A 24,644-nucleotide genomic window follows, 5' to 3' on the forward strand; every position below is an offset into this window, starting at 1 on the left:
GGCGAGTTCATGTGCCACCGGCACATCGCGGTACTTCGGTACTTCGGTACCGACTTCACGGACAAAAGCATCCGCTGGGCCAGCTACATCGCCGCTGACCCAGCGGTGCGATCGCGAGGGTCAGGCGGCGGATGCCACGAGCTCACGGGCCGACGAGCGCGAGTGCTCCGCGACATCCGACTCGGCTGAGAACGAATCGACGAGCTCCGCGACATCCGTCGCCTCCTCGCTTGTGTCGAGCGGGTGCGCGATCTCGTCCCGCGTCATCCGTGCCGCGATGATCGCGACGACCCCGATCACGAGCGGCGCCACCCCGGCGATCAGGAACACCACCGGCAGCCCCAGCGACTCCCCCGCAGGTCCGGCGAACGCCATCGACACGGGCATGAACGCGAGCGAGACGAAGAAGTCGAGGCTCGAGACCCGGCCGAGCATCTCCGGCGGAACCCGGCGCTGCAGCAGCGTGCCCCAGATCACGACGCCGCCGTTGAACGCCGCGCCGACCAGGAAGGCAGCGAGGGCCATCACCCAGATCTGGTCGGTCAGTCCGAACACCGCGAGCGGGAGGCATCCGAGAGCCCACAGCAGGTTCATCACGGTCAGGTAGCGCCGCGGCAGGCGAAGCGACGCCACGACCATCGACCCGACCGCACCGCCGATGCCGAACGCCGCCAGGATCAGCGCGTGGTCGGCCGGGCCGCCGCCGTCGACGTCCTTGATCACGAACGGCACGAGCACCTCGAACGGCCCCATCATGAGCAGGATCAGCAGCGACGCGAACACCAGGGTGCCGAGCAGCCACGGCGTGCGCACCATGTAGCCGAACCCCTCGCCGACGTCGATGAGCAGGGCGATGGCCGGATGCCGCGTGCCGCCTGCCTGCTCCGCGCGCTCGCCGCGCACGGGCAACTCAGGGAGCTTCAGGATGCACACCGCCGCCACGATGCCCGTCAGTGCGGCCACGGCGAGCGCGGCACCGGGCGACGAGATCGCGATGAGCCCGCTCGCGAGCGCCGGCCCGCCCGCCTGCATGAGGATCGGCCGGGCCATGCCCTCGAAGCCGTTCGCGGCGAGCAGCTGGTCTTCGGGCACGACGCTCGGCAGCAGCGCCGAGTAGGCCGGGTAGTACAGCCCGGCCATCACGCCGCCGACGAGCGCGACCGCCGCGAGCTGCCAGACCGCCAAGGCGCCGGTCAGCGAGAGCAGGGCGACGACGCCGACGCTCGCGGCCCGCACGACCTCGACGACGAGCAGGATCCGCCGCTGCGGGATGCGGTCGGCGAGCGCTCCGCCGAGCAAGGTCGTCAGGAGCATCCCGACCGCGGATGCGCCGGCGACGAGTGAGAGCTCGGCCGCGCCGCCGCCGATCGCGACGATCTGCCAGACCAGGGCCACCAGCCAGATGCCGGAGCCGACGAGCGACGAGACGAGGGCCGCCGCGAGCCACCGGTACGACGCGTTGCGCAAGGGCCGAAGTGCCCGAGGTGTTGACATGATCTTCTTCCTTCGCTGAGTGAGCGGGTGCTTCGAAACGGATGCCTCGAAGGATGCTTCTACTCAGGCGTCGAACAAGATCGGGCGAGATCGACATGACGAGTGTTCGAATTGCGTCGGAAGGCGAACCCGCGCCCCGAGGCGCGATGACCGCGCGGGCACCGCGCCCGAGCGCACGGAATGGCAGCGCGGACGCCGCCCGCGCCGCGTCTCAGATTCCGCCGGCGCCGCGTCTCAGACGGTGCCGGCCGGAGGCCACACGCCGATAATGATGGCCATGACGACGATCGTCACGAGCTCGTGTGCCATGTTGAGCACGGTGAGCGACGACGGGCGGCCCTCGAAGGCGTCGTGGGTGATGAACCTCGCGGCCGTGAACCCGGCCCACAGGATCACGGCCGTGAGGAGCGCCGCGACCAGGTAGCCGCCACCGTAGAAGTGCCACGCGATCGTCGAGGCACCCGCGAGCACCCATGCCGTGACGAAGCTCACGAGCAGCGTCACGATGATCGGCATCACCGCGTTCGCGCCCGGACGATCGATGTCGACGTTCGCGAGCTTCGCCCACCGGGTGCCGAACACCCCCCGCGCGTACCAGATCGCTCCGACGGCCATGCTCGACGCCGTCGCCAGCAGTACCGCCCAGTAGTTGATCTCGGGGACCATCTTCGCCTCCTCGTGGCGGCCGAGGCCGCCATCGCTGCGCTTCGTTGTCGTTGCGCGTGAGCGTACTCCCGCCGCGGTGCCGGTGGGCCGCAGCGCGCCGAACGTTCGAGCTTCGCCGCGCCCGAGCGTCGCGATCGGGGCGATTCAGGGCCGTGCAGCGGCATCCGCTGCGTCGAGCTTCTCGAGCAGCCGGATGGAGGTGCTCCAGGTGCGCACGGTCATCCGCTGGAAGATGGGCTTGGCCATGAACAGCTGGATTCGCGTCTTGGTGGCGCGCGCCGCCACTCGAGAGAAGTAGATCGCGCCCGGACCGGGCGCCACGGAATCGACGCCCTCGCGCAGCTCGGGCAGCTCGGCGAACGCCTCCTCGGCCGTGAGCGGGTGCTTGAGGAAGAAGATGTCGCTTCGCAGTTCGGGAGATCCGTGATCTGCGGGCGCGGCCTCGATCGTCTGGGCAAGCTCGTCGCGCGACCGGATCACGACGAGCAGGGGCATCCCGAACCGCTGCTCGAGCATCGCCTCCACCGCCGTCTCGAGCTTCGGCCCCTGTTTGTGGTCGGCGCGGAACAGCACATTGCCGCTCTGGAGGAAGGTGCTGACCTCCCCGTATCCGGCCTCGCGGAAGCACGCGACGAGTTCGGGCATGCGAATCGGATTCCGGCCACCCACGTTGATGCCCCGCAACAGTGCGACGAATGAGGAGCCGGAGCGCGCGGCATCCGCTGACTTCTTCTGGGCGGTGGCGGTCATGTGCACATGGCTACCAGACCGAAGCGGATGCCGCGACCGGCGCAGCGTGTGCGACGAAACCGAGAATCGACCTCTTCCGGATCGTGGTGCCGTTCCGCTATGTTCCTCGTCGTCGGGGAAAGGGGATCCCATGCCCGAGGAGCATCGGCTCGCATTCCATGCCGCAGCCGGCGTCGACGACTGGCGGGTGATGTATTGCGGACCGATCGCGCACTTCGCCGCCGAGTCGGTGCGCGCCGGGGCGACGTTCGCCACCGCCATCGCGGCGCTCGACGAGCTCGCGGAGCATCCGCCGCTTATCGACGTTCGACCGAGCGGAGTCACGGTGCGCCTGCACGCCGACCTCTCTGGCCTCGACGACGGCGCGGCCGATCGAGCCCGTGCGATCTCGGCCGCCGCCCGCGACCACAGGCTCGCTCCTCGCCCCGACCGCACGCAAGACCTGCAGATCGTCATCGCGACGCAGCTGCCGGTCGAGGAGGTGCTGCCGTTCTGGCGGGCGGTGCTCGGGTACGCCGACAACGCGGGCGACGATCTCGTCGACCCGCGAGGTCGTGGGCCGACGGTGTGGTTCCAGCAGCTCGACCCGGCGAAGCCGTTGCAGCACGCGATGCACCTCGACCTGGCCGTGCCTCGCGAGACCGCGGTTCGGCGACTCGACGCGGCGGTCGCCGCCGGCGGGCGCGTCGCCCGCGATCTCTCCTGGAGGTACTGGACCTGCGCGGATGCCGCGGGCAACAAGGTCGACCTCGTCACCTGGCCAGACCTGCCGGTGCCCCAAGCGGAGGCGGCGCGGTTCGGCGGCGACATTGCGGTCGGCCGGCCTGCGCCCGAGGCGCCGGCGGAGCCGAGGGGCGCTCCCCTCGTCGCCGCCGGCCCCGCCGAGCTCGAGCGCGGCGAGGCCATGTTCACCGCGTTTCGCGAAGCATCCGATCTCGACGACTGGCCCGTCGTCTTCTTGGGGCCGACCGCCTGGTTCCGCACCGGGTCGCTCGCGCGCAGCGCCGAACTCGCCGGCGTGCTCGCCGAGCTCGACGGGGCGGATCGGCTGCACCTCGACGTCCACGCCGACGGCGTGGCCATTCGGCTCGCCCGCGACTTCACCGAGCTCGTCGACGCCGACCTCGACCTCGCGCGGCGCATCTCAGCGACCTCGCGCGAGTTCGGCGCCGCATCCGACCCGGCGCACGTGCAGACGATCCAGGTGGCGATCGCGTCGAAGCCCGATGACGACGTGCGCCCGTTCTGGCGCGAACTGTTCGGCTACGCCGAACACGGCCCCGAGGATCTGGTCGACCTCCGAGGCCGCGGACCGAGCCTGTGGTTCCAGCAGCTCGCGGCGGAGAAGCCGCTGCGGCACGCGTTCCACATCGATGTGTCGCTGCCCCGTGCCGTCGGCCGGGCGCGCGTCGAGGCAGCGCTCGCGGCCGGCGGGCGGATCGCGGATGACCCGGAGGGGCACGGGTGGTGGACGCTCGCCGACCCAGCAGGCAACAAGGTCGACGTGGCGATCTGGCCCGACCGCGATGGCGCGGGATGACCGTCCTCAAGGCGTTGGCGAGCTGCCCTTCCGCTCGGCCAGCTGCCGGAACGTGATCGACCACCGCTCCTCGGTTACGGGCGGGATCGAGTGCTGCCACGTCCAGCGCGCCGCGCCGGTGAGCACGTAGGCCGACCGAGGCGCGAGCGGCTGCTCGAAGACGCGGCGCTCGCCGCCCGCGGCGGTGCGTTGGAAGCGGATGACGCAGGCGGAGCCGAGTGACACTCCGACCACGACGCCACCGAACGCGAGCACGTCCTTGTGCCAGCCGATCGTGGCGCCCGGTGGGTAGCGGCTGACCAGCGCCTCCTCGAAGCTCTCCGTGGCGACGCCGCTGAAGTCCGCCGCCCGCGAGCGGAGGTCGAGGAGGTAGTCGGGCATCGGGTCGACCTCGGTCGTGCCGCGGGTGTCGAAGTCGTAGCCGACACCGAAGGCGTGCGTGAGCCGGCGTGAGGGGACGCCGTGCATGACCAGCGGGGTCACCTCGAGCCGCGCGAAGCGCTCGAGCAGCGCGGCCTCCTCGTCGACCGAGATCAGGTGGTCGCGATACGAGAGGCCTGACGGCCGCTCGACGACTCCGCGCATCGCCATGCCCACCAGTATCGACCGCTCCCGCGGGGTCGCGCACCGGCTTGCGCCGGGGTCAGGGCGCACGAATCACCGGCCGCCCCTGCCAACAACCATTGACGCGAGACATCCGCCGCCGAGAGGATGAGCACGCTTTGTGTGGGGCGCACCACATCGCGCCACACGGAGTCTGTCGGTGCCGCACGGACGCGACCGACGGCCAGCCACGATGCGGAGGAACACAATGAAAGCCCTTCGATTGATCTCAGTAGCCGGAGCCACCGCCCTCATGTTCGGTTTGGCGATCGCCAGCCCGGCCATGGCACATCCACCAGAGGACGAGGGCGGCACGCATGAGCACCCGATCTCGAACCCCGCCCCCGACAGCTTCAGTCCCGGCGCCAGCCACCTCTTCAACGCCCCGCGTTCCAGCGAGGCCACCCAGTCCGATCTCGCCTTCAAGGGCGACTACGCGTTCGCCGGCAACTACAACGGCTTCCGGATCTTCGACATCAGTGACCCGGCGCATCCGACGCTCGTGAAGGACGTCTGGTGCCCCGGCGCGCAGAACGACATCTCGGTGTGGGGCGACGCGATCGTGCTGTCGGTCGACTCGGTCCGGACCGACTCCACGTGCAGCTCGACGGCCGTACCGGCCCCATTCGCGGTCGGCTGGGAGGGCGTGCGCGTCTTCAGCCTCGCGAAGGTCCTGGCCGAGCCGACTGACGCGGACGGCTTCACCCGGTTGGAGGCCGAGGCCAACGTCTACACGGACTGTGGCTCACACACCCACACTGGTATCCCCGACGGCGACCGAGTGCTGCTGTACGTCTCGTCGTACCCGCTGCGCGGCGGCCCGAGCTGTGGCCCCGGCAACCCCGCTGGCAAGGACCCGCTCCACAAGGTCATCTCGATCGTGGAGCTCCCGCTCGGCGACCTGGCCGGCACCGACCTGCTCAAGACCGTGCCGATCGACGTGCCGACCTGGGATCTGCTGCCGGCCCCCGCATTCAACCCCATGCAGGGATGCCACGACATCCAGGTCTACCCGAAGCACAACCTCGCTGGCGCCGCGTGCTCCAGCGTCGGCCAGCTGTGGGACATCTCCGACCCGGAGAACCCCGACACCCTCAACCCGTTGTGGGAGGTCGACGAGCCGCAGGTCGAGTTCTACCACTCCGCCATGTTCAGCAACAAGGCAGACACCGTGGTCTTCGGCGACGAATCGATCAACCAGACGTGTGACGACGGCAGCGGCTCGGGCCAGCTGTGGTTCCACGACGCCAAGACCGGTGCGAAGGTCAGCAGTTTCCAGATCCCGCGCAGCCAGGATGGCGAGTACTGCTCGGCCCACCTCTTCTACCCGCTGAAGGGCGGCAACAAGCTGGTCTCGTCCTGGTACAACGGCGGCGTGACGGTCGTCGACTTCAGCGACCGGACCCAGCCCCAGGAGGTCGCCTTCTACGACCCCGCTCAGCAGGTCGTCGGCGAGGCCGGTCTGTGGGCCGCCTATCCCTACAACGGGTACGTGTACAGCAACGGTCTGTACCGCGGCTTCGACAGCTACTTCATCCCGGAGGCCCGGGGCGACGGCAAGAAGCAGACCCACCTGAACCCGCAGACCCAGGAGTAACCCCGCAGGTTCACGTTCACAGGTCCTCGGCGGAGCGTTTCCGCCGGGGACCTGTGCGTCGGTGGGCTGCTGGAATCCGCGAGTCGAGGCCGAGTTTCAAGGCGTTGCCGCACGGGGGCGTGCGGAGTAAATTCCGCACCGATAGCGGTGCAGGGTTGCGTCGCCGAGGGGGAGATCGAGATGGCTGATGCACAAACAGGTCTCGAACCGACGATCGAGATCACAGACGATGATTACCCGGAAATCATGCGGATCATCGCGTCGGACGGTGAGATCGACACGTATCTGGGAAGTGTCGGCATCGAGCCCGACGTGTTCGAGGGCACGGAAGTGGATACCACCATCTGCGCGCAGGAGAGGGCGGCGCTCGGCGGTTCGCTGCGCTACGTCGTGGAGTCCGCCGGCGAAGCGACGGGATCGCTTGAATCGGTGAGGAAGATCATCGTGCCACTCTCGACGGCCACCTCGCTGTTGGGATCCCTTGGCGAGGTGAGTAACGAAGGCCTGCGGCTGGTCGACTGCCTGGAGGAGAAGCGTCCTGAGGCCGCGGCCAAGATTCGCGAGACGTTCGAGCTCCTCGGCCTCGATGACGACCGACTCAGGCGAGCGGTCGACAAGCAGTCGGCTGGAGGCTGACCGAGACGGCGGCCAGCCCGCCCAGCGCTGAGTGTGGAACGCCGCGTCAGTCGGCGCCGAGCGCCTGACGCGCGTAGCGGTACTTCTCCACCAGGCGCAGCTGGGTCTCGTACTCGAGGCGGCGCAGGCGCCAGCGCGCCGTGTTGTCGTCGATGTCGGCGAGCTTCACGCGGCGCGCGATCCGGTCGCGGCGGATGCGTGCGTAGTAGTCGTCGAGCGAGACCTCGGGGGTGCGCGTGAGCACCAGCACGACCTCGACGATCTCGGGCATCAGGCCGGCCTCGAGCAGTTCTTGCGCCGTGACGGCGGTATCCTCCAGCACGTCGTGCAGCCACGCGGCCGCGGCTTCGATCGGCTCGGTGACCGGGTCGAAGCGCTCGGAGATGCGTCCCGGATGGTCGATGTACGGCGCACCGCTCTTGTCGAGCCGACCGCGGTGCGCGATGAACGAGATGCCCTTCGCGAGCGACACCTGCGCGATCGCGTCGGTCGCCGACATCGATTCCGCGGACGGTATCGGGAGGAGCGCCGGTTCAGGTTCGGCCACCGGCACGTGCCCGCTCCTCCGGATGCCGCCGCCCTCCATGCTCTCGGACATCATCGTCGTCGACTCCATCATCATCATCTCCTCGAACTCCTCGGTCACCGGGTCCACCTCCGCGTCATCGTCCTCGTTCGTCGGATCGGCCGGAGTCTCGGCCGAGTGGGATACCGCCGGCACCGGCTCGGCCTCGGCATCCTCAGTTTCCGCTGAGTCGGCCGCAGCATCCGCCGTCTCGCTCGCGTCGTCAGCCGCGTCGTCGGCTGCAACATCCGCATCCGCATCTGCCTCGCCCTCGGCCTCGGCCTCTTTCTCTTCCTCTGCTTCTGCCTCTGCCGCCTCCGCGATCGGATCGCGCCCGCGGACCGGACGCACGAACTTCAGCTCGACCTCCAGCTCGCCGAGCTCCCGCTCGTCGAGCTCGAGCAGTGAGCGCACGCCGCTCTCACGGCGGCGCTCGAACGATTCCTCATTCACCTCGACGAGCTGCGCGCCGTCGCGAGTCGTGAAGTACCGCCGCCGCTCGCCGTCGGAGACGGTCACGATGACCGCGTCGTAGTCGCCGCTCGGCTCCAGCGAGCTCAAGAAGTACCGGGGCCGTTCGGCGAGCGGATGCGTCGGCGGGTCGATCGCCGGAATCTCGAGACGCCGCGCGTGCGCGCCGGCCCGGTCGTCGTCACGCTCGAGCTCCGCCAACGGCGCGCCGGAGCCGGACACAAGCTCGTCGTCAGTGGGAGCGGTCAACCGGACTCCAGGGGGAAGCCGGTCCGTCGTGTCGGCGGATCGGGTTGGGCGGTCGTCGGGGCGGGTTCGGATGCGGCGGGCGGGCACCCGCGCACGTCCGATGGTAGGGCGTCGGCCCGATCGACGCAGCAGCGCGCGTCGGCATGGCTGAACTTCGCCGCTCAGGGCCCCTCAGCCCGCCGGCGGCCTTCCCAACTCACCCCGGGCGCGGGTAACATCGTTCCCCGTCGCTGCACGAGCGACATCCGTCCGTCACGAGACGTCGAGGAGAGAGGAGAAGGCGATGCGAGCTCAGGTCATGCCTTCGTTCCTGCTCTTCCGCGACCGAACGGACCTGACCACTCGTGCGTATCCTCAATCTCGGCATCGTCGCGCACGTCGATGCCGGCAAGACCTCACTCACTGAGCGCATCCTCGCCGAGGTCGGCGTGCTCGACCACCCCGGCAGCGTCGATGACGGCACGACCGTCACCGACTCGCTCGACCTCGAACGGCGCCGCGGCATCACGATCCGCTCGTCGGTGGTGTCATTCGACGTGCCCGGCGATGACGACGATCACGTCGGCGCGCCCGCCTTCACCGTCAACCTGATCGACACTCCGGGCCACTCCGACTTCATCGCCGAGGTCGAGCGTGCGCTCGCGGTGCTCGACGGCGCGGTGCTCGTCGTGTCAGCAGTCGAGGGCGTGCAGGCGCAGACCGTCGTGCTCATGCGCACCCTGCAGCGGCTCGGCCTGCCCGTGATCCTCTTCGTGAACAAGATCGATCGCGGCGGTGCGCATCCCGAACGCGTCGTCTCCGACATCCGGCGACGGCTCAGCGAGCGCGTTGCGCTGTTGACGAGCGTGGCGGATGCCGGCACCCCGGGCGCCTCGGCCACCGCGGCTGCGCGCAACGACGCGGCATCCGTCGAGGGCATGCTCGAGGTGGTCGCCGAGTGCGACGATCGTGTGCTCGATGCGTGGGCGAACGGAGCACCACCGACTCCCGCCCGGGTGCGGCAACGTTTCGGCGAGCTCTCGAGGCGTGGACGCGTGCACGGCATCCTCGCCGGATCCGCCCGGACGGGCGCCGGAGTGCCCGAGCTGCTCGCCCACCTGGGCGAGCTGCTGCCCGCCGTCGAGCACGACGCCGATGCCGAGCTCTCGGCAAGCGTCTTCAAGATCGAACGCGACGATCGAGGCGACCGCCAGGTGTTCGTGCACGTGCGCGCCGGCACCCTGCGGGTGCGCGACCGGGTCATGGTCGCCGGCCGTGAGGGCGTGAAGATCACCGGCATCCGCTCATTCGATGGCGGCACCGTGGTCGAAACGGATGCCGCGGTTGCCGGTCGCATCGCGCTCGTTCGCGGGCTCGACAATGCGAAGATCGGCGCGACGATCGGGACCGGCTCGAACGCCGCCGACGCTGCGGGGCTCGCGCGGCCGATGCTGCAATCGGTCGTCGAGTTCGCGCCGGAGCACGCGGGCGCGGTCTTCTCTGCACTCTCCGACCTCGCAGAACAAGACCCGTTCATCGACCTGCGGCAGGATGATGCGCGCGGTGAGATCACCGTCATGCTCACGGGCGAGGTGCAGAAGGAGGTGATCCAGGCGATGCTCGCCGAGCGACATGGGCTCGAGGTCGGCTTCCGCGAGTCGACCGTGGTGTGCATCGAGCGGCTCGCCGGCGCCGGCGAAGCCGTGGAGTTCAACAAGACCGGGGGAAACCCCTTCCTCGCGACCGTCGGCCTGCGCCTCGAACCTGCCCCGCCAGGCAGCGGTGTGGCGTTCCACCTCGGCATCGAACCGGGCGCGATGCCGCCCGCCTTCTTCGCCGCGACCGAACAGGCCGTTCGAACGACCCTCGAGCAGGGACTCTACGGCTGGGAGGTACCCGACTGCATCGTCACGATGACGCACTCGGGGTATTCACCACGGCAGAGCCACGCGCACCAGCGCTTCTCGAAGGCGATGTCGAGCACGGGGGCGGACTTCCGCGCCCTCACCCCGCTCGTCGTGATGGACGCCCTGGCCAGGGCCGGCACGGTGGTCTGCGAACCGATGCACCGCTTCGAGCTCGAAGTGCCGATCGACGTCGTCGGCTCCGTGCTCTCGGCGATCACCCGGTTCGAAGCGGTTCCGACCACGACTGACGAGCACCGGTTCGCCGCCGTGATCTCGGGTCGCGTTCCGCTGCGGCGGCTCGACCGACTTCGAGCGGTGCTGCCTGGGCTGACGCGCGGAGAGGGAGCGCTGCGATCGGAGCCCGGCGGCGACCAGCCTGTGCACGGCAGGCCCCCCGAACGTGCGCGTCTCGGCGAGAACCCCCTCGACCGCGAACAGTACCTGCGCCGCATCGCGCAGACGGTCAACGGGGTGTGACGCGCGACCAGCTGTTGCTCTACCCGCGGCCCGCAATGCGGTTGGCCTTGAGGACGTCGCCGGCGTTCGCCGCGACCCACTCGACCAGCGGCAGCATCCGTTCCATCAGCTCCCGCCCGCGGTCGGTCAGATCGTACTCGACGCGCGGTGGCACCTCGGGGTACGAAGTGCGCTCCACGAACCCGTCGGCTTCGAGCTGGCGCAGCGTGGAGGCGAGCATCTTCTCGCTGATGCCCTCGACTTCGCGGCGCAACTCGCCCCAGCGCAGGGTGCCGTCGGTGAGCGCGAGCAGCACGAGCACGCCCCACTTGCTCATGATGTGGTCGAGCACGACGCGGGTGGGGCATCCCTCGGTGAAGACTTCGCCCGAGGTGCGCCGGATCTCAGCAAGACTTACCGTCATGTGGGTACCTTACCAAAAAGTGGGTACCTTCTCTAGGGAAGGTTAGCGCGCGGCATCCGGTTGCAGCCTGTGTCCCAATCGAAAGGAACACCATGACCATTCTCGTCACCGCCACTTCAGGTCACCTCGGCAGCCTCGTCGTCGAGTCGCTGCTCACCCGCGGCGCCGACCCCGCCACCATCGTGGCGAGCGCGCGCGACACGTCGAAGCTCGCGGAGCTCGCGGCACGCGGCATCCGCACCGTCGAACTCGACTACGCGCGCCCCGAGACCATCGCCCCCGCGCTCGAAGGCGTCGACACCGTGCTGCTCGTCTCGGGCACCGACTTCGGCAGCCGCGCCGCGCAGCACCAGAACGTGATCGACGCCGCCAAGGCCGCCGGCGTCACGAAGCTCGTGTACACGAGCGCCACGCGCGCGACCACCGCCGACTTCGCGGTGGCCCCCGAGCACAAGGCCACCGAGGAGGCCATCGCCGCCTCTGGCATTCCCGCCGTGATCGTGCGCAACAACTGGTACACCGAGAACTACGCAGCGGATGTCGCACGCGCCGCCGAGACCGGCGTCATCGCGTCGTCGGCAGGCGAAGGTCGCGTGGCGAGCGCCTCCCGTGTCGACTTCGCGGAAGCCGCCGCCGTGGTGCTGCTCGAAGACGGCCACATCGGCCAGGTGTACGAGCTCGCCGGCGATGTCGTGTGGAACTACTCAGAGCTCGCCGCCGCCGCGTCGGAGGTCGTCGGTCGCGAGGTGACGTACGTGTCGCTCTCGACCGAGGAGCACGTGGCCGCGCTCGAGGGCTTCGGGCTCGATGCCGGCACGGCCGGGTTCGTCGCCGCGATCGACGCCGGCATTCGCAACGGCGTGCTCGCCGAGTCGGATGGGACGCTGTCGCGGCTCATCGGGCGTCCGACGACGCCGCTGGTCGAGGGGCTGCGCGCTGTGGTGAGCGTGCCCGCGGCCGCAGCATAGGCGCGGAGACCGCCACTCGGCGACTCGGGGTGGTCGGCCGTCACGGGACAACGTGACGGCCGGCCGCCCCGTTCTGGTTCGGGTCGCAGAGTGCTTGGCAGGAACCGAGCGTTCGCCGGTCATGGCGTGTACCCCGATCTGGGGCGATCCTCCCCACGTGGCTGAGCATGGGAAGTGCCACTATCGAAGCATGACTGACCCGCGCACGACCCCGGCAGGCTGGTACGACGACGGTTCCGGCACCCTCCGATACTGGGACGGCAGCGCGTGGACCGAGCACAGGGCTCCCAGCGCGGCTGCGACAGAGCCGACTGCCGACGCACCGGGCGAGTCGCCGTACGCCGCGGCGGCCACGGCGACGGGCAGCACGGTGGCGACGGCTGAGCCCCCGCCGGCGGCACCCACGGCCGCGCCCGCCGCCAAACCGCACGTTCTCGGGATCATCGCGCTCGCCGTCGCGGCGCTGGGGTTCATCTTCGCCTGCATCCCCGGCGCGCTGATCGTCGGCTGGATCCTGCTGCCGATCGCCTTCGTGCTGTCGATCGTGGCGCTGTTCCTCAAGGGCAGGAAGTGGCCGGCGATCACCGGCCTCATCGTCTCGATCCTCGGCACGATTGTGGGCTTCGTCGTGTTCTTCACCGTCGTCGCGACGTCATTCGATGAAGCCTTCGGTGACATCGACGGACTCATCGCTGAGGCATCCGAAGCTGCTGACGACCTTGAAGACCTCCCCGTCGCCGACGAGCCGGTCGAGGAAGTCGAACCCGAGCCGGTCGGCAACCTCGCGTTCGGACAGGCCATGGTCTGGGACAACGGCGTCGAACTCACGGTCTCGGCTCCGGAGGCCTACACCCCGAGCGAGTACGCGGCCGGCGCCGACCTTGCGAACAACATCGTCTTCACCATGACGATCGTCAATAACTCGAGCGAGAACCTCGAGCCGTTCCCCGCCCCACGCTTGTCGTCGGGCGGACAGGAAGCGAGTCAGATCTTCGACATCACCGCTGAGGGCCAGGACATCGGTATCCCGCCGACGACGGTGATCCTTCCGGGTGAGTCCGTCACGTGGCGGTCCGCATGGTCGGTCGCCAGCCCGAACTCGCTCACGATGGAGATCGCGCCGAGCTTCGAGTACGACGACGCGATCTTCACCAACCTGCAGTGACCGCGGATCGCTGACGTCCGAGGCTTCTTTCGCGGGCGCCGGTCGCAGCGACACAATGGGAGTCGTGGGCGGATACGCGATCCTCGAAGCCCCGTCGGTGCTCGGGCTCTTCCCCCGGGGCGTTGAACGCCTCCCCGAGGCGCTGCTCGATGCCGGTCTCGCCGAGGCCCTCGGTGCGCGTCGCGCGGGGCAGGTGATTCCGCCGCCCTACGATCCGCAACGAGATCCGGCGACGAAGATGCTGAACCCGACCGCGCTCCGTGACTACTCTCGCGCCCTCGCTGACGCGACCGGCGAGGTGCTCGACGGCGGCGAGGTTCCGGTCGTGCTCGGCGGTGACTGCACCATCATGCTGGGCCCCCTGCTGGCGCTCCGTCGCCGCGGGCGCTACGGATTGCTGCACCTCGACGGCCACGCCGACTTCTACCAACCGGAAGCCGATCCCAACGGTGAGGCCGCTTCGATGGATCTCGCCCTGGCGACGGGCCGAGGTCCGGATGTCGTCGCAAACTTCGACGGTCAACGCCCGTTGGTTCGCGACGACGACGTCATGCAGTTCGCGCGCCGCGACGTCGACACTGCGGCGGCATCCGGAAGCCAGCGAATCGAGGACACGAGCATCCGGATGATCGACCTCCAGGAGGTTCGACGGCGGGGGATCGAAGATGCCGCGCACGATGCGCTGGGACGATTGGTGCGCCCGGAGCTCGACGGCTTCTGGATCCATCTCGACTGCGATGTGCTCGACGATGCCGTGATGCCGGCCGTCGACTACCGTGCGCCGGGCGGACTGACCTGGGATGAGCTCGAGCACGTGCTGAGGGTCGCCATCGACAGCCGGCACGCCGTCGGCCTCGATGTCACGATCTTCAATCCACGGCTCGACGGCGACGGCTCGATCGCCCGTGCACTTGTCGACTGTCTTGGTCGGAGCCTCCGCGACGTCTAGCCAGCTGTTCAGCGGATTCGCTGCGGCCGGCCATACGTTGGACGAAGGCACGGATACGGCAACCCCGGGCACGAGGAGCGACAAGATGACGGACCGCATGAATCACCTCACGTCGATGCTGGGCATCGACCAGCCGATCGTGCTCGGCCCGTTCGGTGGGCTCTCGTCGGTCGAGCTCAGTGCGACCGTGAGCGAGCTCGGCGGGCTCGGCTCGTTCGGACTCTACGGGTACGACGCCGACCGCATCGCCGAGGCGGCGTCGGCGATCCGCGCGTCCACGAGCCGACCGTTCAACCTCAACATCTGGCTGCCGCTGACCGACCCCGAGGCGGATGCCCCGCTGCCACGCTCCGACTACGACGATGCCGTCGAGGCGCTCCGACCCTTCTTCGATGAGGTCGGCGTGCCGGTGCCCACCGAGCCGCCCGCCCAGTACCTGCCGTCGTTCGACGAGCAGTGGGAGGCCGTGCTCGAGGCGCGGCCGGCGGTGGCAAGCTTCGTGTTCGGCGTGCCGGCCGAGGGCGTCGTCGAGAGCGCGCGGGCGCACGGCATCCGCTTGGTTGGGACCGCGACCTCGGTCGACGAGGCCGTGGCGTTGGAGGAGAGCGGCGTCGACGCGATCGTCGCAACGGGACTCGAGGCGGGCGGGCATCGGGTGTCATTCCTCCGCCAACCCGAGCGGGCGCTCGTCGGGAGCATCTCGCTCATCCCCCAGGTCGTCGATGCGGTCGACGTGCCGGTCATCGCCGCGGGCGGCATCGCCGATCGGCGCGGAGTCGCGGCGGCCTTCGCGCTGGGTGCGAGCGGCGTGCAGGTCGGCACGGCATTCCTGCGCACGCGGCAGTCGGCCGCGAACGACGCGCACCGGGCGGCGATCGCCGCCACGGCTGCACACGACACGGTGCTCACGCGCGCGATGAGCGGACGGCTGGCCCGCGGCGCGGCCAACCGCGTCGTACGCGAGATCGAACAGGGCGGCGTGATCGCCCCGTTCCCGGTGCAGAATTGGATGACCGGGAAGTTCCGCGTGGAGGCGATCCGCCAGGGTCGCGCCGACCTGCAATCGCTGTGGATGGGACAGTCGGCACCCCTCGCGGTGCACGACGACGTTGGTGACGTGTTCGAGGAGCTCGCGGCCGGAATTCCCGACTGAGACTCGGCGACAGCTAGCTACCGGAGCTGCTCGGCGGACGCCACTTCGAGTTCCTCCGCCGCGATCGTCTCCCGCCGACGGCGCGTCACGAGGTAGGAGCCGAGCAGCACGAGGACGAATCCGACGACCGTCCAGACGGTGACTCGCTCGCCGAGCACGAGGACACCGGCGACGATCGCGACGGCGGGATTGACGTAGGTGATGGTCGTCGCTTTCACGGGACCGATCTCGGTGACCAGCGCGAGCATGAGCAGGAACGCGAGCGCACTGCAGACGACGGCGAGGACGACGATCGACACGATGGCCGCTTCTGACGGCCACACGCTCGGCCAGCCATCGGTCAGCAGCACGAACGGCACGTAGACGATCGCGGTGCCGGCAAGCGAAACGGCGACGACGCCGACGCCGGGAAGGTCGGACATCCAACGGGCGAGGATCGCCGGACCCAGCGCATAGCCCACCACGACGACCGCCATCTCCGCCACGGCGATCAGATCGGATCCTCCGATGTCGAAACCGACGAGCGCGGCGACGCCCAGCATGCCGAGCCCGATTCCTGCCCAGTTCATCCGGGAGAGCTGCGCGGGCCGCCCCATCGCGAAGGCGATGGCGACGCCCGCGAGCGGGACGGTGGCCAGCAACAGGCCCGCGGTGGAGCTCGGCAGGCGCTGCTCGGCCGAGCTCAGGAAGTACCACGGGAGCACGATCTCCACGATCGTGTAGGCCAGCATCGGCTTCCACCGCCGCACCACCGGCCACACCTCGCGCCGGAAGAACGCGAGCGGCAGCAGCAGGATCGCCGCGAGACCCGACCGCGCCAGAACCACCATCGCGGGGTCCAGCTCGGTCACCGCCACCTTGATGAACAGGTAGGGGACGCCCCAGGCGATCCCGAGCGCGGCGAACAGGATCAGGCCACGACGAGTCACCTGCCCATTCTGGCCGCTCGCTCTCGCAGGCATCGACGCTCGGCTGCCGAGCTGACGCGATATCCCGCCAACGACTGTCGGAGGCTGGCGATAACGTCGGCCAATGACCACGCTGCAGCCGTTCGAACTCCACGTCTCCGACGAGGTCATCGATGATCTGCGAGCACGCCTCGCGAAGAGCCGGCTGCTCGGCGACTCACCACGGCGGCCCGCGTCGGGCATGAGCGCCGCATACCTGCGCGAGCTCGTCGACTCCTGGATCGCTTGGGACTGGCGAGCTCGCGAGGCATGGCTCAACGGGCATCCGCAGTTCATCGCCGAGATCGGCGACGCCGCGGTGCATTTCGTACACGTGAGGTCGGAGCGAGCGGATGCTCCGGCGTTGCTCGTGATGCACGGCTGGCCGCACACGTTCGCGCTGCAGCTCGAGTTCGCCGATCGGCTGCCCGACTTCCACGTGGTCGTCGCGAGCCTGCCGGGATTCGCGTTCTCCTCGCCGTACGCCGAGGGCGAGATGTCCGAGAAGCGCCTCGCCGCGACGATGCACGCGCTCATGACCGAGGTGCTCGGCCATGAGCGCTATTTCACGTACGGCGAGGATGTCACGGCCAACGTCAGCGACCTCATCGCGGCGCGTCACCCCGAGCAGATCGCCGGCATCATCGCCACGCACGCGCACTTCCCCACGAGCGAGGAACGCGCGGGCCTCACCGAGCCCGACGAACGCGCCTTCTTCGACGGCATCGCGGCCAAGCATGAGGTCGACGGCGCCTACGGGCACGTGCAGGCGACCCGACCCGACACTCTCGCTGCCGCGCTCAACGATTCGCCGGCGGGGCTCCTCGCCTGGCTCGCCGAGAAGCTCGTCGAGTGGAGCGACACCCCACCGGGCGACCCGCGCGCGATCGAGCGGCGCATCTCGCGCGACCGGATCCTCACCGAGGCGATGATCTACTGGGTCACGCAGTCGATCGCATCCTCGTTCCGCCCGTACTACGAGGGTGCCGACCAGCCCGACCCGATCCCGCCCACCTCGGTGCCCGCGGCGGTCTTCATCCAGCGCCACGAAGCGACCTACCCCGAGTCACTCGCACGGCGGCACTATCTCGACTTGCGCGTGTTCGACCGGCTCGAAGAGGGCGGTCACTTCACGGTCGGCGAGGTGCCCGACAAGATGGCCGCGCGGGTTCGGGAGTTCGTGAACTCGCTGAGCTGACGGCGGTCGGCGCCAGCCGACGCGCCGCCGGCTCACCGCACGACGTTGAACACGGCCTTGGTGACGCCGTTCGAGTACGCCTCGTGCTCCACGAGGTCGAGGCGGGTGTAGGGGTCGCCGCCGCCGAAGAGGCGCTTGCCGTCGCCGAGCAGGATCGGGAACACGAGCAGGTGGTAGCGGTCGACCAGGCCGGCGGCGGCCAGGCCCTGCGCGAGCGTGGCGCTGCCGTGCACGATGATGTTGCCGCCCTCGCTCTGCTTGAGCTTCGCGACGTCGTCGAGCGAGCGCAGCACCTGCGTGTTGTTCCACTCGGGATCCGTCAGCGTGCTCGAGACGACGTACTTCGGCATCGCGTTGTACTCGGCGAACTCCTCCTCCATCGTCGGCCAGACCGGAGCGAACTCCTCGTAGCTGACGCGGCCCATGAGCATCGCGCCGGCCTCGAGCTGCTCGCGACCCTTGATCTCGTACGCCTCCTCGACGAACGGCACGTCCTTGAAGGTCCAGCCGGCTCGCGGGTGGGATCCGCCGCCGGGCGAGTCGATGACTCCGTCGAGGGTGATGAACTCGGTGACGATGAGGGTGCGCATGATGTTCCTTCCCGAGGCGGTAGTTCCGCTCTCAATTCTGGCGTCGAATGAGGATCGGGGAGATCGACATCGGGGTGGATACATGTGCGGAAGGTGAGGTTTCTATGCGTTTGCAACGGTCGCAGGCGGCCCCTAACATGGCCAAAACGGTTTTCGACGAGAACCGCTCATCCGCTCCACCGGGGGACAACAACCGGGAGACACGTGAAAATCGACACAACGTTCAAGTCCGTTGCGGTGAGCCGGCGGTCGGTCCTCACGCTTTCGGCGGTCGCGATCGCCAGCGCCGGTCTCGGTCCGCTGTGGGGCGGCACGGCCGAGTCTGCTCATGCAGCCGAGGCATCCGGCCCACGGATGCTCCACACCGCAGCCGACCTGAACCGCATGCGCACTCAGGTCGCTGCCGGGGCGCAACCGTGGACGGCGGGCTGGGAACGCCTCGTCAACAACCGGCACTCGAGCGCGAGCTGGACGCCGCGCCCCGTCGGGACCGTGGTGCGCGGAGGCGACGGCCAGAATTACGCGCCGTTCTACAACGACATCCACGCCGCCTACCAGAATGCGCTGCGCTGGCACGTCTCGGGCGACGACACCTTCGCGGCGACGGCGAGCAACATCCTCAACGCGTGGTCGCGCACGCTTACCGCCGTCAACGGCAACGCTGATCGGTTCCTCGCCGTCGGCATCTACGGATACCAGTTCGCCGTGGCGGCAGATCTCCTGCGCGGCTATGCCGGATTCGACGTCGCCGCTGCCCAGAACATGCTGCTCAGGGTGTTCTATCCCATGAACAACCACTTCCTCACCGTGCACAACGGCGCGCGCATCTCGAACTACTGGGCGAACTGGGATCTCTGCAACATGAATGCAGTGCTCGCCATCGGCATCCTCTGCGATCGCCAAGACCTCATCGATCAGGCCGTCACCTACTTCAAGTCCGGCGGCGGAAACGGATCGATCGGCAACGCCGTGCCGTTCCTGCACCCCGACGGCCTCGCCCAGTGGCAGGAGAGCGGTCGCGACCAGGGCCACACCATGATGGGCATGGGGCAGATGAGCACATTCTGCGAGATGGCGTGGAACCAGGGCATCGACCTCTACGGCTACGACGACAGCCGGTTCCTGATGGCCGCCGAGTACGTCGCGAAGTACAACCTCGGCCACGACGTGCCGTTCACCCCGTACACGTGGCAGTCGGGTCCGTCGACGACCGCGTCCCACGTCGGATGGCAGACGCAGACCGTCATCTCCGAGGCCGGCCGCGGTCACGTGCGGCCCGTGTGGGAACTCATCTACAACCACTACGTGATACGGCGAGGGCTCAGCGCGCCCCACGTCGCCGAGATCGCCGCCCAAGTACGCCCCGAGGGCGGCGGCGGCGACTACGGACCCAACAGCGGCGGCTTCGACCAGCTCGGATTCGGAACGCTGGCGTTCTCGCTCCCGGCTGGCGCGCCGATGCCAACGCCGGAGCCTGCTCCGGCTCCGGCACCCGAAGCGGCTGCGGCTCCCGAACCGACGACGGCTCCCCCGAGCGTTCCGGCGCCCGCGGCGACGGCAAGGCCGACCCCGACTGCGGCGCCGGCCCCTGCCGCCGCATCGACCGGCCGGAAGAAGCCGCTTCGACTGGGCCGCTCGGACTGGATGTCGCGCATGCTGAGCTGGGGCCGAACGCGAGGCTGAGTTCGGTTCCGGATGCCGCGCGGCCGGCGTTTCTTCGGCGCGGATGGCGTCGGTTTCGAAGCTGGTGATGGGCCGGTCGCTTGGCCGGCCCATCAGCGGTTCAGCTCACCACACACGGGTTTTCCAACCGCTCGATGACCGAGCGGTCCCAGCATCCGTCAGGCCCCCATGGGATTTCCCTTGATTCCCTGGCCGAACACGACGACGCTACCTTCGCGGCTTCGCACCGGCGATGGGGAGCTCAACCCATGCCGGGTCACCGCACGCAAACGGCCATCGGATGCCGTAGCGGTGTCAACCCCGCGCGCCCTGTCCCGCCGGATGCGAGGGTGAGAATGCGGACGAAAGGACCGACCATGACCGACATGGACGACGGAACCATGGATGACGCCACCGACGAGGAGCCGACGGGCACCGGGAAAGCGCCGAAAGGCCCCCGCGATCACGGGACCATCCCCACTGACACCCGAGGCGACGCCGGCATCGACCGGGCCGGTGGTTTCCCGGGAGTCGGGAGCATCGGCACCGACTTCGGCGCCGCGGCGCTCGTGCCGGAATCGCTCGGCGTCGACGAGCAGTCGGTCACGATCGAGGACGACGACGATCCCGATGCGATCGCGCACCGCAGCGACTCGGATGACGACACGATCGCTCCCGACGGTGTCGGGCCCGAGGTGCGGCCGCCGAGCTGAGCCGAGCGAGCCGAGCGAGTCGACCACGCCGCGTCACGGTGCGTCGCTGCGCCCGCGATGTTCCGCGCCCGATAGCTAGGCTGGACCCGAGTGACACGGGGTGCCGCACACCCCGCCTCGCACGAGGCATCCGCGGCTGAGATCACACCCGTCGAACCTGATCTAGTTCGAACTAGCGAAGGGATGTCGCAATGCGCGATCGTCTGTCCATCGACCCTGCCCACCAGCCGGATACGGCGCGGAACGAGGTGCGCGCATGAGCATCGCGACGCAACCGACCGCACCACCGCCGCCACCGTCATCGGCGCCCACGCCGACTCCGACCACCGCCGGCCGCGACCCGCGCGTGCGCCGGGCCGTCACGGCCGCGACCTTCGGCACGGTGCTCGAGTGGTACGACTTCTTCCTCTACGGCACGGCCGCCGCGCTCGTGTTCCCGGCGCTGTTCTTCCCCGGCGAGGATCCGCTGACCGGCGTGCTGCTGTCGTTCGCGGTCTACGCGACCGGGTTCGTCGCCCGGCCTCTCGGCGGCGTGCTGTCGGGTTACTTCGGCGACCGGTACGGGCGGCGCCGCACGCTCACTGCGACCCTCCTCGTGATGGGCGTCGCGAGCGCGCTCATCGGCCTGCTGCCGACCCACGAGCAAGTGGGTGCGCTCGCACCGATGCTGCTCGTGGCGCTGCGGTTCGTGCAGGGCGTGGCGACCGGCGGCGAGTGGAGCGGCGCAGTACTGCTCGCGCTCCAGCACGCGAAGGAACGGCGTGGGTTCAGTGGCGGGTTCATCTCGAGCGCGGTGTACGTGGGGCTCATCCTCGGCAACCTCGCGTTCATCGTGCTTGTCGGCGTGCTCGACGAACAGAGCCTGCTCGCGTGGGGGTGGCGCGTGCCGTTCCTGCTGAGCCTCATCCTCGTGGGCATCGGCGCGTACCTGAGGCACCGCGTGGAGGAGTCGCCCGAGTTCATCGAGGTCGTGCGCAGCGGAGAACGCGCCAGGCAGCCGCTCACCGAAGCGCTGCGGCATCCGCGGAACATCCTCGCGATCTTCCTCGTGCGCCTCGGACAGAATACGAGCTTCTACGTGATCGCCGTGTTCTGCCTCAGCTACGCGTCGACGATGCTCGGCATGCCGCGCTGGGTCACGCTCACGGCGCTGCTCGTGGGTGCGACCGTGGCCGCGGTGCTCTGCCCGTTCTGGGGTGCGCTCGGCGACCGCGTCGGCGCGGGCCGACTCGTCACGGTCAGCCTCGTCGCACTCGGCCTGCTCGCGGTGCCGCTGTTCGTGGTGCTCGACACCGGCATCGCCGCGCTCATCATCGGCGTGGTCGTGCTTGCCGTCGGCATCGTCAACTCCGCCGCCGACGGCGTGCAACCGAGCTACTTCGCGTCGATGTTCGACGCCAGGGTGCGGTACTCGGGCATCTCGATCGGGCGTGAAGCGAGCTCGATCGTCGGCGGCGGGCTTGCACCGATCCTCGCGACGGCGCTGCTCGCATCGGCCGGGCATTGGTGGCCGATCGCCGTGATGATGATCATCAGCGCGGCGCTCGGCGTCGTGGGTGCGGCGATCGCGCGACCCGTGCGCGAGTGATCGCTGAGGCGATCGTCTGACGCATCGCGACACCCGACGTGGCGGCGCAGCGCACGCCGGGTGTCGCGATCCCAGGCAGCCCGCTCAGCTCGCCGCGAGCAGGCCGAGCGTGTCGACGACCCGGTTCGAGAAGCCCCACTCGTTGTCGTACCACGCGACGACCTTGACGTGCTTGCCGTGCACGCGCGTGAGCGCTGCATCGAAGATCGCCGACGCGGGCTCTCCCGTGATGTCGCTCGACACGAGCGGGTCGTCGGCGTAGTCGAGAATGCCGGCGAGCGGCCCGGATGCGGCCGCGCGATACGCCGCGAGCACTTCGTCGAGCGTCACCTCACGCGAGACGGTCGTGTTGAGCTCGACGATCGAGCCGACGGGCACGGGCACGCGGATCGAGTCGCCCGAGAGCTTGCCGTCGAGCCCCGGCAGCACGAGCCCGATCGCCTTCGCGGCGCCGGTCGTCGTCGGCGTGATGTTCACGGCCGCCGCGCGGGCGCGACGCAGGTCGCGGTGCGGGCCGTCCTGCAGGTTCTGCTCCTGCGTGTAGGCGTGCACGGTCGTCATGAAGCCGTGCTCGATGCCGGCGAGGCCGTCGAGCACCGCGGCGAGCGGAGCGAGCGCATTGGTCGTGCACGAGGCGTTCGAGATGATCGTGTGCGCGGCAGGGTCGTACGCGTCGGTGTTGACGCCGTAGGCGATGGTCACGTCGGCGTCGCTCGACGGCGCGCTCACGAGCACGCGCTTCGCGCCGGCGGTGAGGTGGCCGCGCGCGGCATCCGCTGAAGTGAATCGGCCCGTGGACTCGAGCACGAGCTCGACCTCGAGCTCGGCCCACGGCAACTGCGACGGCTCACGTTCGGCGAGCACGCGGATGCGGCGGCCGTCGACCACGAGCGTGTCGCCGTCGACCTCGACCGGGCGGCCGAGGCGGCCGAGCGAGCTGTCGTACTTCAGCAGGTGCGCGAGCGCGGCGGGTTCGGTGAGGTCGTTGATCGCGACGACCTCGAGGCCGGTGTCGCGCTCGAGCAGGGCGCGCAGCACGTTGCGTCCGATGCGTCCGAATCCGTTGATGGCGATGCGGGTGGTCATTCGGTGGTTCCTTTCGTTGCCTCCAGACTCACTCGGCGCCGGCGTCGGCGGCAGTGGGGCGGCGGACAGTTCGCGCAAGCTTCGCGCCAGCCGGGCCGAGCGGATGCCTCAGACCGGCGGATGCCGCAGCCGGGCGGTAGGGGCATGTGCTTGTTGCAGAACTGCAGGGGATTCGGCCTCATAGGCGCATATGCGCAGGGTATGACGCGGAATCCCCTGCGCTTCGGTGGGAACGGCACGGATGAGGCGTCACAGCGGACGTCCCGGGCGCCCGCCTGCCCGCGGCATCCGCGGCATCCGCTCAGGCCGCCGGCCTCACGAACGTGCGCCGGTACTCGCTCGGCGACGTGCCGAGGATGCGCTGGAAGTGCAGTCGCAGGTTCGAGCCCGTGCCGAGCCCCACGCGGTCGGCGATCTGCTCGACGCCGAGGTCGCTGCGCTCGAGCAGTTCGCGCGCGACATCCACCCTGGCCCGCAGCACCCACTGCATGGGCGTGTAGCCCGTGTCTTCGACGAAGCGCCGCGAGAACGTGCGCGGCGACACCCGCGCGTGCCGTGCGAGCGACGCGACGGTCAGCGGCTCGTCGAGCCGGCCGATCGCCCACTCGCGGGTCGCGGCGAACAGGTCGCCGAGCGGCTCGGGCACGCTGCGCGGCACGTATTGCGCCTGCCCGCCGCTGCGGTACGGCGCGGCGACGAGCCGCCGGGCGACGGTGTTCGAGAGCGCGACCCCGTGATCGCGACGGACGAGATGCAGGCACAGGTCGACGCCCGACGCCGCACCGGCCGAGGTGAGCACGTCGCCCTCGTCGACGAAGAGCACGTTCTCGTCGACGTGGATCGACGGATGCATCCGCGCGAGCGCCTCGGTGTAGTGCCAGTGTGTCGTCGCCCGCTTGCCGTCGAGCAGTCCGGTCGCGGCGAGCGCGAACGCCCCCGTCGAGATCGCGGCGAGCCGGGCGCCGCGAGCGTGGGCGGCGCGCAGTGCTTCGACGACGGCGGGCGGCGTCTCGACGATCGCGGGGTTGCGGTAGCCGGGCACGAAGATCGTATCGGCGGCCGCGAGCGCCTCGAGCCCCTCGGCGACGTAGTACGAGAGCCCATCACCTCCCGTGACGAGCCCGGGCGCGACGCCGCACACGCGCACCTCGTACGGCATGCTCGCGCGCTTGGTGAAGACCTGCGCGGGAATGCCGACATCGAGCGGCTTCGCCCCCTCGAGCACGAGCACCACGACCCGGTGCGGTTGGCGCGTCATCTTGGCCTCCTTCGTCGACACACAGAGGCA

At 69.4% G+C, this 24,644-nt stretch carries 22 protein-coding genes and 1 riboswitch; of the genes, 12 read left to right on the plus strand and 10 right to left on the minus strand.

Annotated elements, in window-relative coordinates:
- Nucleotides 1-120: 120 nt before the first annotated feature.
- From QFZ29_RS14680 to QFZ29_RS14690, 3 genes are all read right to left on the minus strand, one after another.
- Nucleotides 121-1,494 (minus strand): MFS transporter, encoded by a 1,374-nt coding sequence (locus QFZ29_RS14680; protein WP_306894785.1) that lies wholly within the window; start codon nucleotides 1,492-1,494, stop codon nucleotides 121-123.
- Between the two features lie 234 nt (nucleotides 1,495-1,728).
- A complete protein-coding gene (locus QFZ29_RS14685; RefSeq protein WP_306894786.1) occupies nucleotides 1,729-2,160 on the minus strand; it encodes a DUF1761 domain-containing protein in 432 nt (143 codons plus the stop codon).
- 144 nt (nucleotides 2,161-2,304) lie between these two features.
- Complete coding sequence (locus tag QFZ29_RS14690; protein ID WP_306894787.1) at nucleotides 2,305-2,910, minus strand: DUF1697 domain-containing protein; 606 nt, start codon at nucleotides 2,908-2,910, stop codon at nucleotides 2,305-2,307.
- A 130-nt stretch (nucleotides 2,911-3,040) separates the two neighbouring features.
- Here QFZ29_RS14690 and QFZ29_RS14695 point away from each other — a divergent pair, with 130 nt between their 5' ends.
- On the plus strand, nucleotides 3,041-4,450 hold the full coding sequence (locus tag QFZ29_RS14695) for a VOC family protein (RefSeq protein ID WP_306894788.1): 1,410 nt from the start codon (nucleotides 3,041-3,043) through the stop codon (nucleotides 4,448-4,450).
- A gap of 6 nt (nucleotides 4,451-4,456) precedes the next feature.
- On the opposite strand, the gene QFZ29_RS14700 is transcribed toward QFZ29_RS14695, so the two are convergent.
- Nucleotides 4,457-5,041: an alpha-ketoglutarate-dependent dioxygenase AlkB gene (locus QFZ29_RS14700; protein WP_306894789.1), complete on the minus strand. Its 585-nt coding sequence runs from the start codon at nucleotides 5,039-5,041 to the stop codon at nucleotides 4,457-4,459.
- Nucleotides 5,042-5,336: 295 nt separating this feature from the next.
- Between QFZ29_RS14700 and QFZ29_RS14705 the strand changes: the two genes are divergently transcribed.
- Entirely contained in the window at nucleotides 5,337-6,650 is a 1,314-nt protein-coding gene (locus QFZ29_RS14705) for an LVIVD repeat-containing protein (RefSeq protein WP_306894790.1), read from the plus strand.
- 180 nt (nucleotides 6,651-6,830) lie between these two features.
- Nucleotides 6,831-7,286, plus strand: coding sequence for a hypothetical protein (locus QFZ29_RS14710; protein ID WP_306894791.1), 456 nt, complete (start codon nucleotides 6,831-6,833; stop codon nucleotides 7,284-7,286).
- A gap of 46 nt (nucleotides 7,287-7,332) precedes the next feature.
- Here QFZ29_RS14710 and QFZ29_RS14715 read toward each other — a convergent pair whose 3' ends face one another.
- Nucleotides 7,333-8,571, minus strand: a complete 1,239-nt coding sequence (locus QFZ29_RS14715; protein ID WP_306894792.1) for a hypothetical protein — start codon at nucleotides 8,569-8,571, stop codon at nucleotides 7,333-7,335.
- A gap of 344 nt (nucleotides 8,572-8,915) precedes the next feature.
- On the opposite strand from QFZ29_RS14715, the gene QFZ29_RS14720 reads away from it, so the two are divergent.
- The gene (locus QFZ29_RS14720; RefSeq protein WP_306894793.1) at nucleotides 8,916-10,934 is read left to right on the plus strand and encodes an elongation factor G; all 2,019 of its coding nucleotides are present in this window, start codon (nucleotides 8,916-8,918) and stop codon (nucleotides 10,932-10,934) included.
- Nucleotides 10,935-10,953: 19 nt separating this feature from the next.
- Here QFZ29_RS14720 and QFZ29_RS14725 read toward each other — a convergent pair whose 3' ends face one another.
- Nucleotides 10,954-11,337: a winged helix-turn-helix transcriptional regulator gene (locus QFZ29_RS14725; RefSeq protein ID WP_306894794.1), complete on the minus strand. Its 384-nt coding sequence runs from the start codon at nucleotides 11,335-11,337 to the stop codon at nucleotides 10,954-10,956.
- Nucleotides 11,338-11,429: 92 nt separating this feature from the next.
- Here QFZ29_RS14725 and QFZ29_RS14730 point away from each other — a divergent pair, with 92 nt between their 5' ends.
- The 4 genes from QFZ29_RS14730 (at nucleotide 11,430) to QFZ29_RS14745 (ending at nucleotide 15,572) form a co-directional block, all read left to right on the plus strand.
- Nucleotides 11,430-12,305, plus strand: a complete 876-nt coding sequence (locus QFZ29_RS14730; RefSeq protein ID WP_306894795.1) for an SDR family oxidoreductase — start codon at nucleotides 11,430-11,432, stop codon at nucleotides 12,303-12,305.
- A gap of 190 nt (nucleotides 12,306-12,495) precedes the next feature.
- Nucleotides 12,496-13,470, plus strand: a complete 975-nt coding sequence (locus QFZ29_RS14735; protein ID WP_306894796.1) for a DUF2510 domain-containing protein — start codon at nucleotides 12,496-12,498, stop codon at nucleotides 13,468-13,470.
- 64 nt (nucleotides 13,471-13,534) lie between these two features.
- Entirely contained in the window at nucleotides 13,535-14,419 is an 885-nt protein-coding gene (locus tag QFZ29_RS14740; protein ID WP_306894797.1) for an arginase family protein, read from the plus strand.
- Nucleotides 14,420-14,504: 85 nt separating this feature from the next.
- On the plus strand, nucleotides 14,505-15,572 hold the full coding sequence (locus QFZ29_RS14745; protein WP_306894798.1) for an NAD(P)H-dependent flavin oxidoreductase: 1,068 nt from the start codon (nucleotides 14,505-14,507) through the stop codon (nucleotides 15,570-15,572).
- Between the two features lie 17 nt (nucleotides 15,573-15,589).
- Here the strand turns inward: QFZ29_RS14745 and QFZ29_RS14750 are convergent, their stop codons facing one another.
- Nucleotides 15,590-16,501, minus strand: a complete 912-nt coding sequence (locus tag QFZ29_RS14750; protein WP_306894799.1) for a DMT family transporter — start codon at nucleotides 16,499-16,501, stop codon at nucleotides 15,590-15,592.
- 103 nt (nucleotides 16,502-16,604) lie between these two features.
- On the opposite strand from QFZ29_RS14750, the gene QFZ29_RS14755 reads away from it, so the two are divergent.
- Nucleotides 16,605-17,717: an epoxide hydrolase family protein gene (locus QFZ29_RS14755; protein WP_306894800.1), complete on the plus strand. Its 1,113-nt coding sequence runs from the start codon at nucleotides 16,605-16,607 to the stop codon at nucleotides 17,715-17,717.
- A gap of 32 nt (nucleotides 17,718-17,749) precedes the next feature.
- On the opposite strand, the gene QFZ29_RS14760 is transcribed toward QFZ29_RS14755, so the two are convergent.
- Nucleotides 17,750-18,307: a dihydrofolate reductase family protein gene (locus QFZ29_RS14760; protein ID WP_306894801.1), complete on the minus strand. Its 558-nt coding sequence runs from the start codon at nucleotides 18,305-18,307 to the stop codon at nucleotides 17,750-17,752.
- A 204-nt stretch (nucleotides 18,308-18,511) separates the two neighbouring features.
- On the opposite strand from QFZ29_RS14760, the gene QFZ29_RS14765 reads away from it, so the two are divergent.
- The 3 genes from QFZ29_RS14765 to QFZ29_RS14775 all read left to right on the plus strand — a co-directional run bounded on the left by QFZ29_RS14765 (nucleotide 18,512) and on the right by QFZ29_RS14775 (nucleotide 22,270).
- On the plus strand, nucleotides 18,512-19,990 hold the full coding sequence (locus QFZ29_RS14765) for an alginate lyase family protein (protein ID WP_306894802.1): 1,479 nt from the start codon (nucleotides 18,512-18,514) through the stop codon (nucleotides 19,988-19,990).
- A gap of 356 nt (nucleotides 19,991-20,346) precedes the next feature.
- Nucleotides 20,347-20,682, plus strand: a complete 336-nt coding sequence (locus tag QFZ29_RS14770) for a hypothetical protein (RefSeq protein ID WP_306894803.1) — start codon at nucleotides 20,347-20,349, stop codon at nucleotides 20,680-20,682.
- Nucleotides 20,683-20,768: 86 nt separating this feature from the next.
- Nucleotides 20,769-20,883, plus strand: a riboswitch (TPP riboswitch).
- Nucleotides 20,884-20,938: 55 nt separating this feature from the next.
- Nucleotides 20,939-22,270, plus strand: a complete 1,332-nt coding sequence (locus tag QFZ29_RS14775) for an MFS transporter (RefSeq protein WP_306894804.1) — start codon at nucleotides 20,939-20,941, stop codon at nucleotides 22,268-22,270.
- Between the two features lie 84 nt (nucleotides 22,271-22,354).
- On the opposite strand, the gene gap is transcribed toward QFZ29_RS14775, so the two are convergent.
- Together gap and QFZ29_RS14785 are read right to left on the minus strand one after the other, a co-directional pair.
- Nucleotides 22,355-23,356, minus strand: a complete 1,002-nt coding sequence (gap, locus tag QFZ29_RS14780) for a type I glyceraldehyde-3-phosphate dehydrogenase (protein WP_306894805.1) — start codon at nucleotides 23,354-23,356, stop codon at nucleotides 22,355-22,357.
- A 301-nt stretch (nucleotides 23,357-23,657) separates the two neighbouring features.
- A complete protein-coding gene (locus tag QFZ29_RS14785) occupies nucleotides 23,658-24,614 on the minus strand; it encodes a GlxA family transcriptional regulator (protein ID WP_306894806.1) in 957 nt (318 codons plus the stop codon).
- Nucleotides 24,615-24,644: the final 30 nt, after the last annotated feature.

Source organism: Agromyces albus, assembly GCF_030815405.1.
Classification (GTDB): domain Bacteria; phylum Actinomycetota; class Actinomycetes; order Actinomycetales; family Microbacteriaceae; genus Agromyces; species Agromyces albus_A.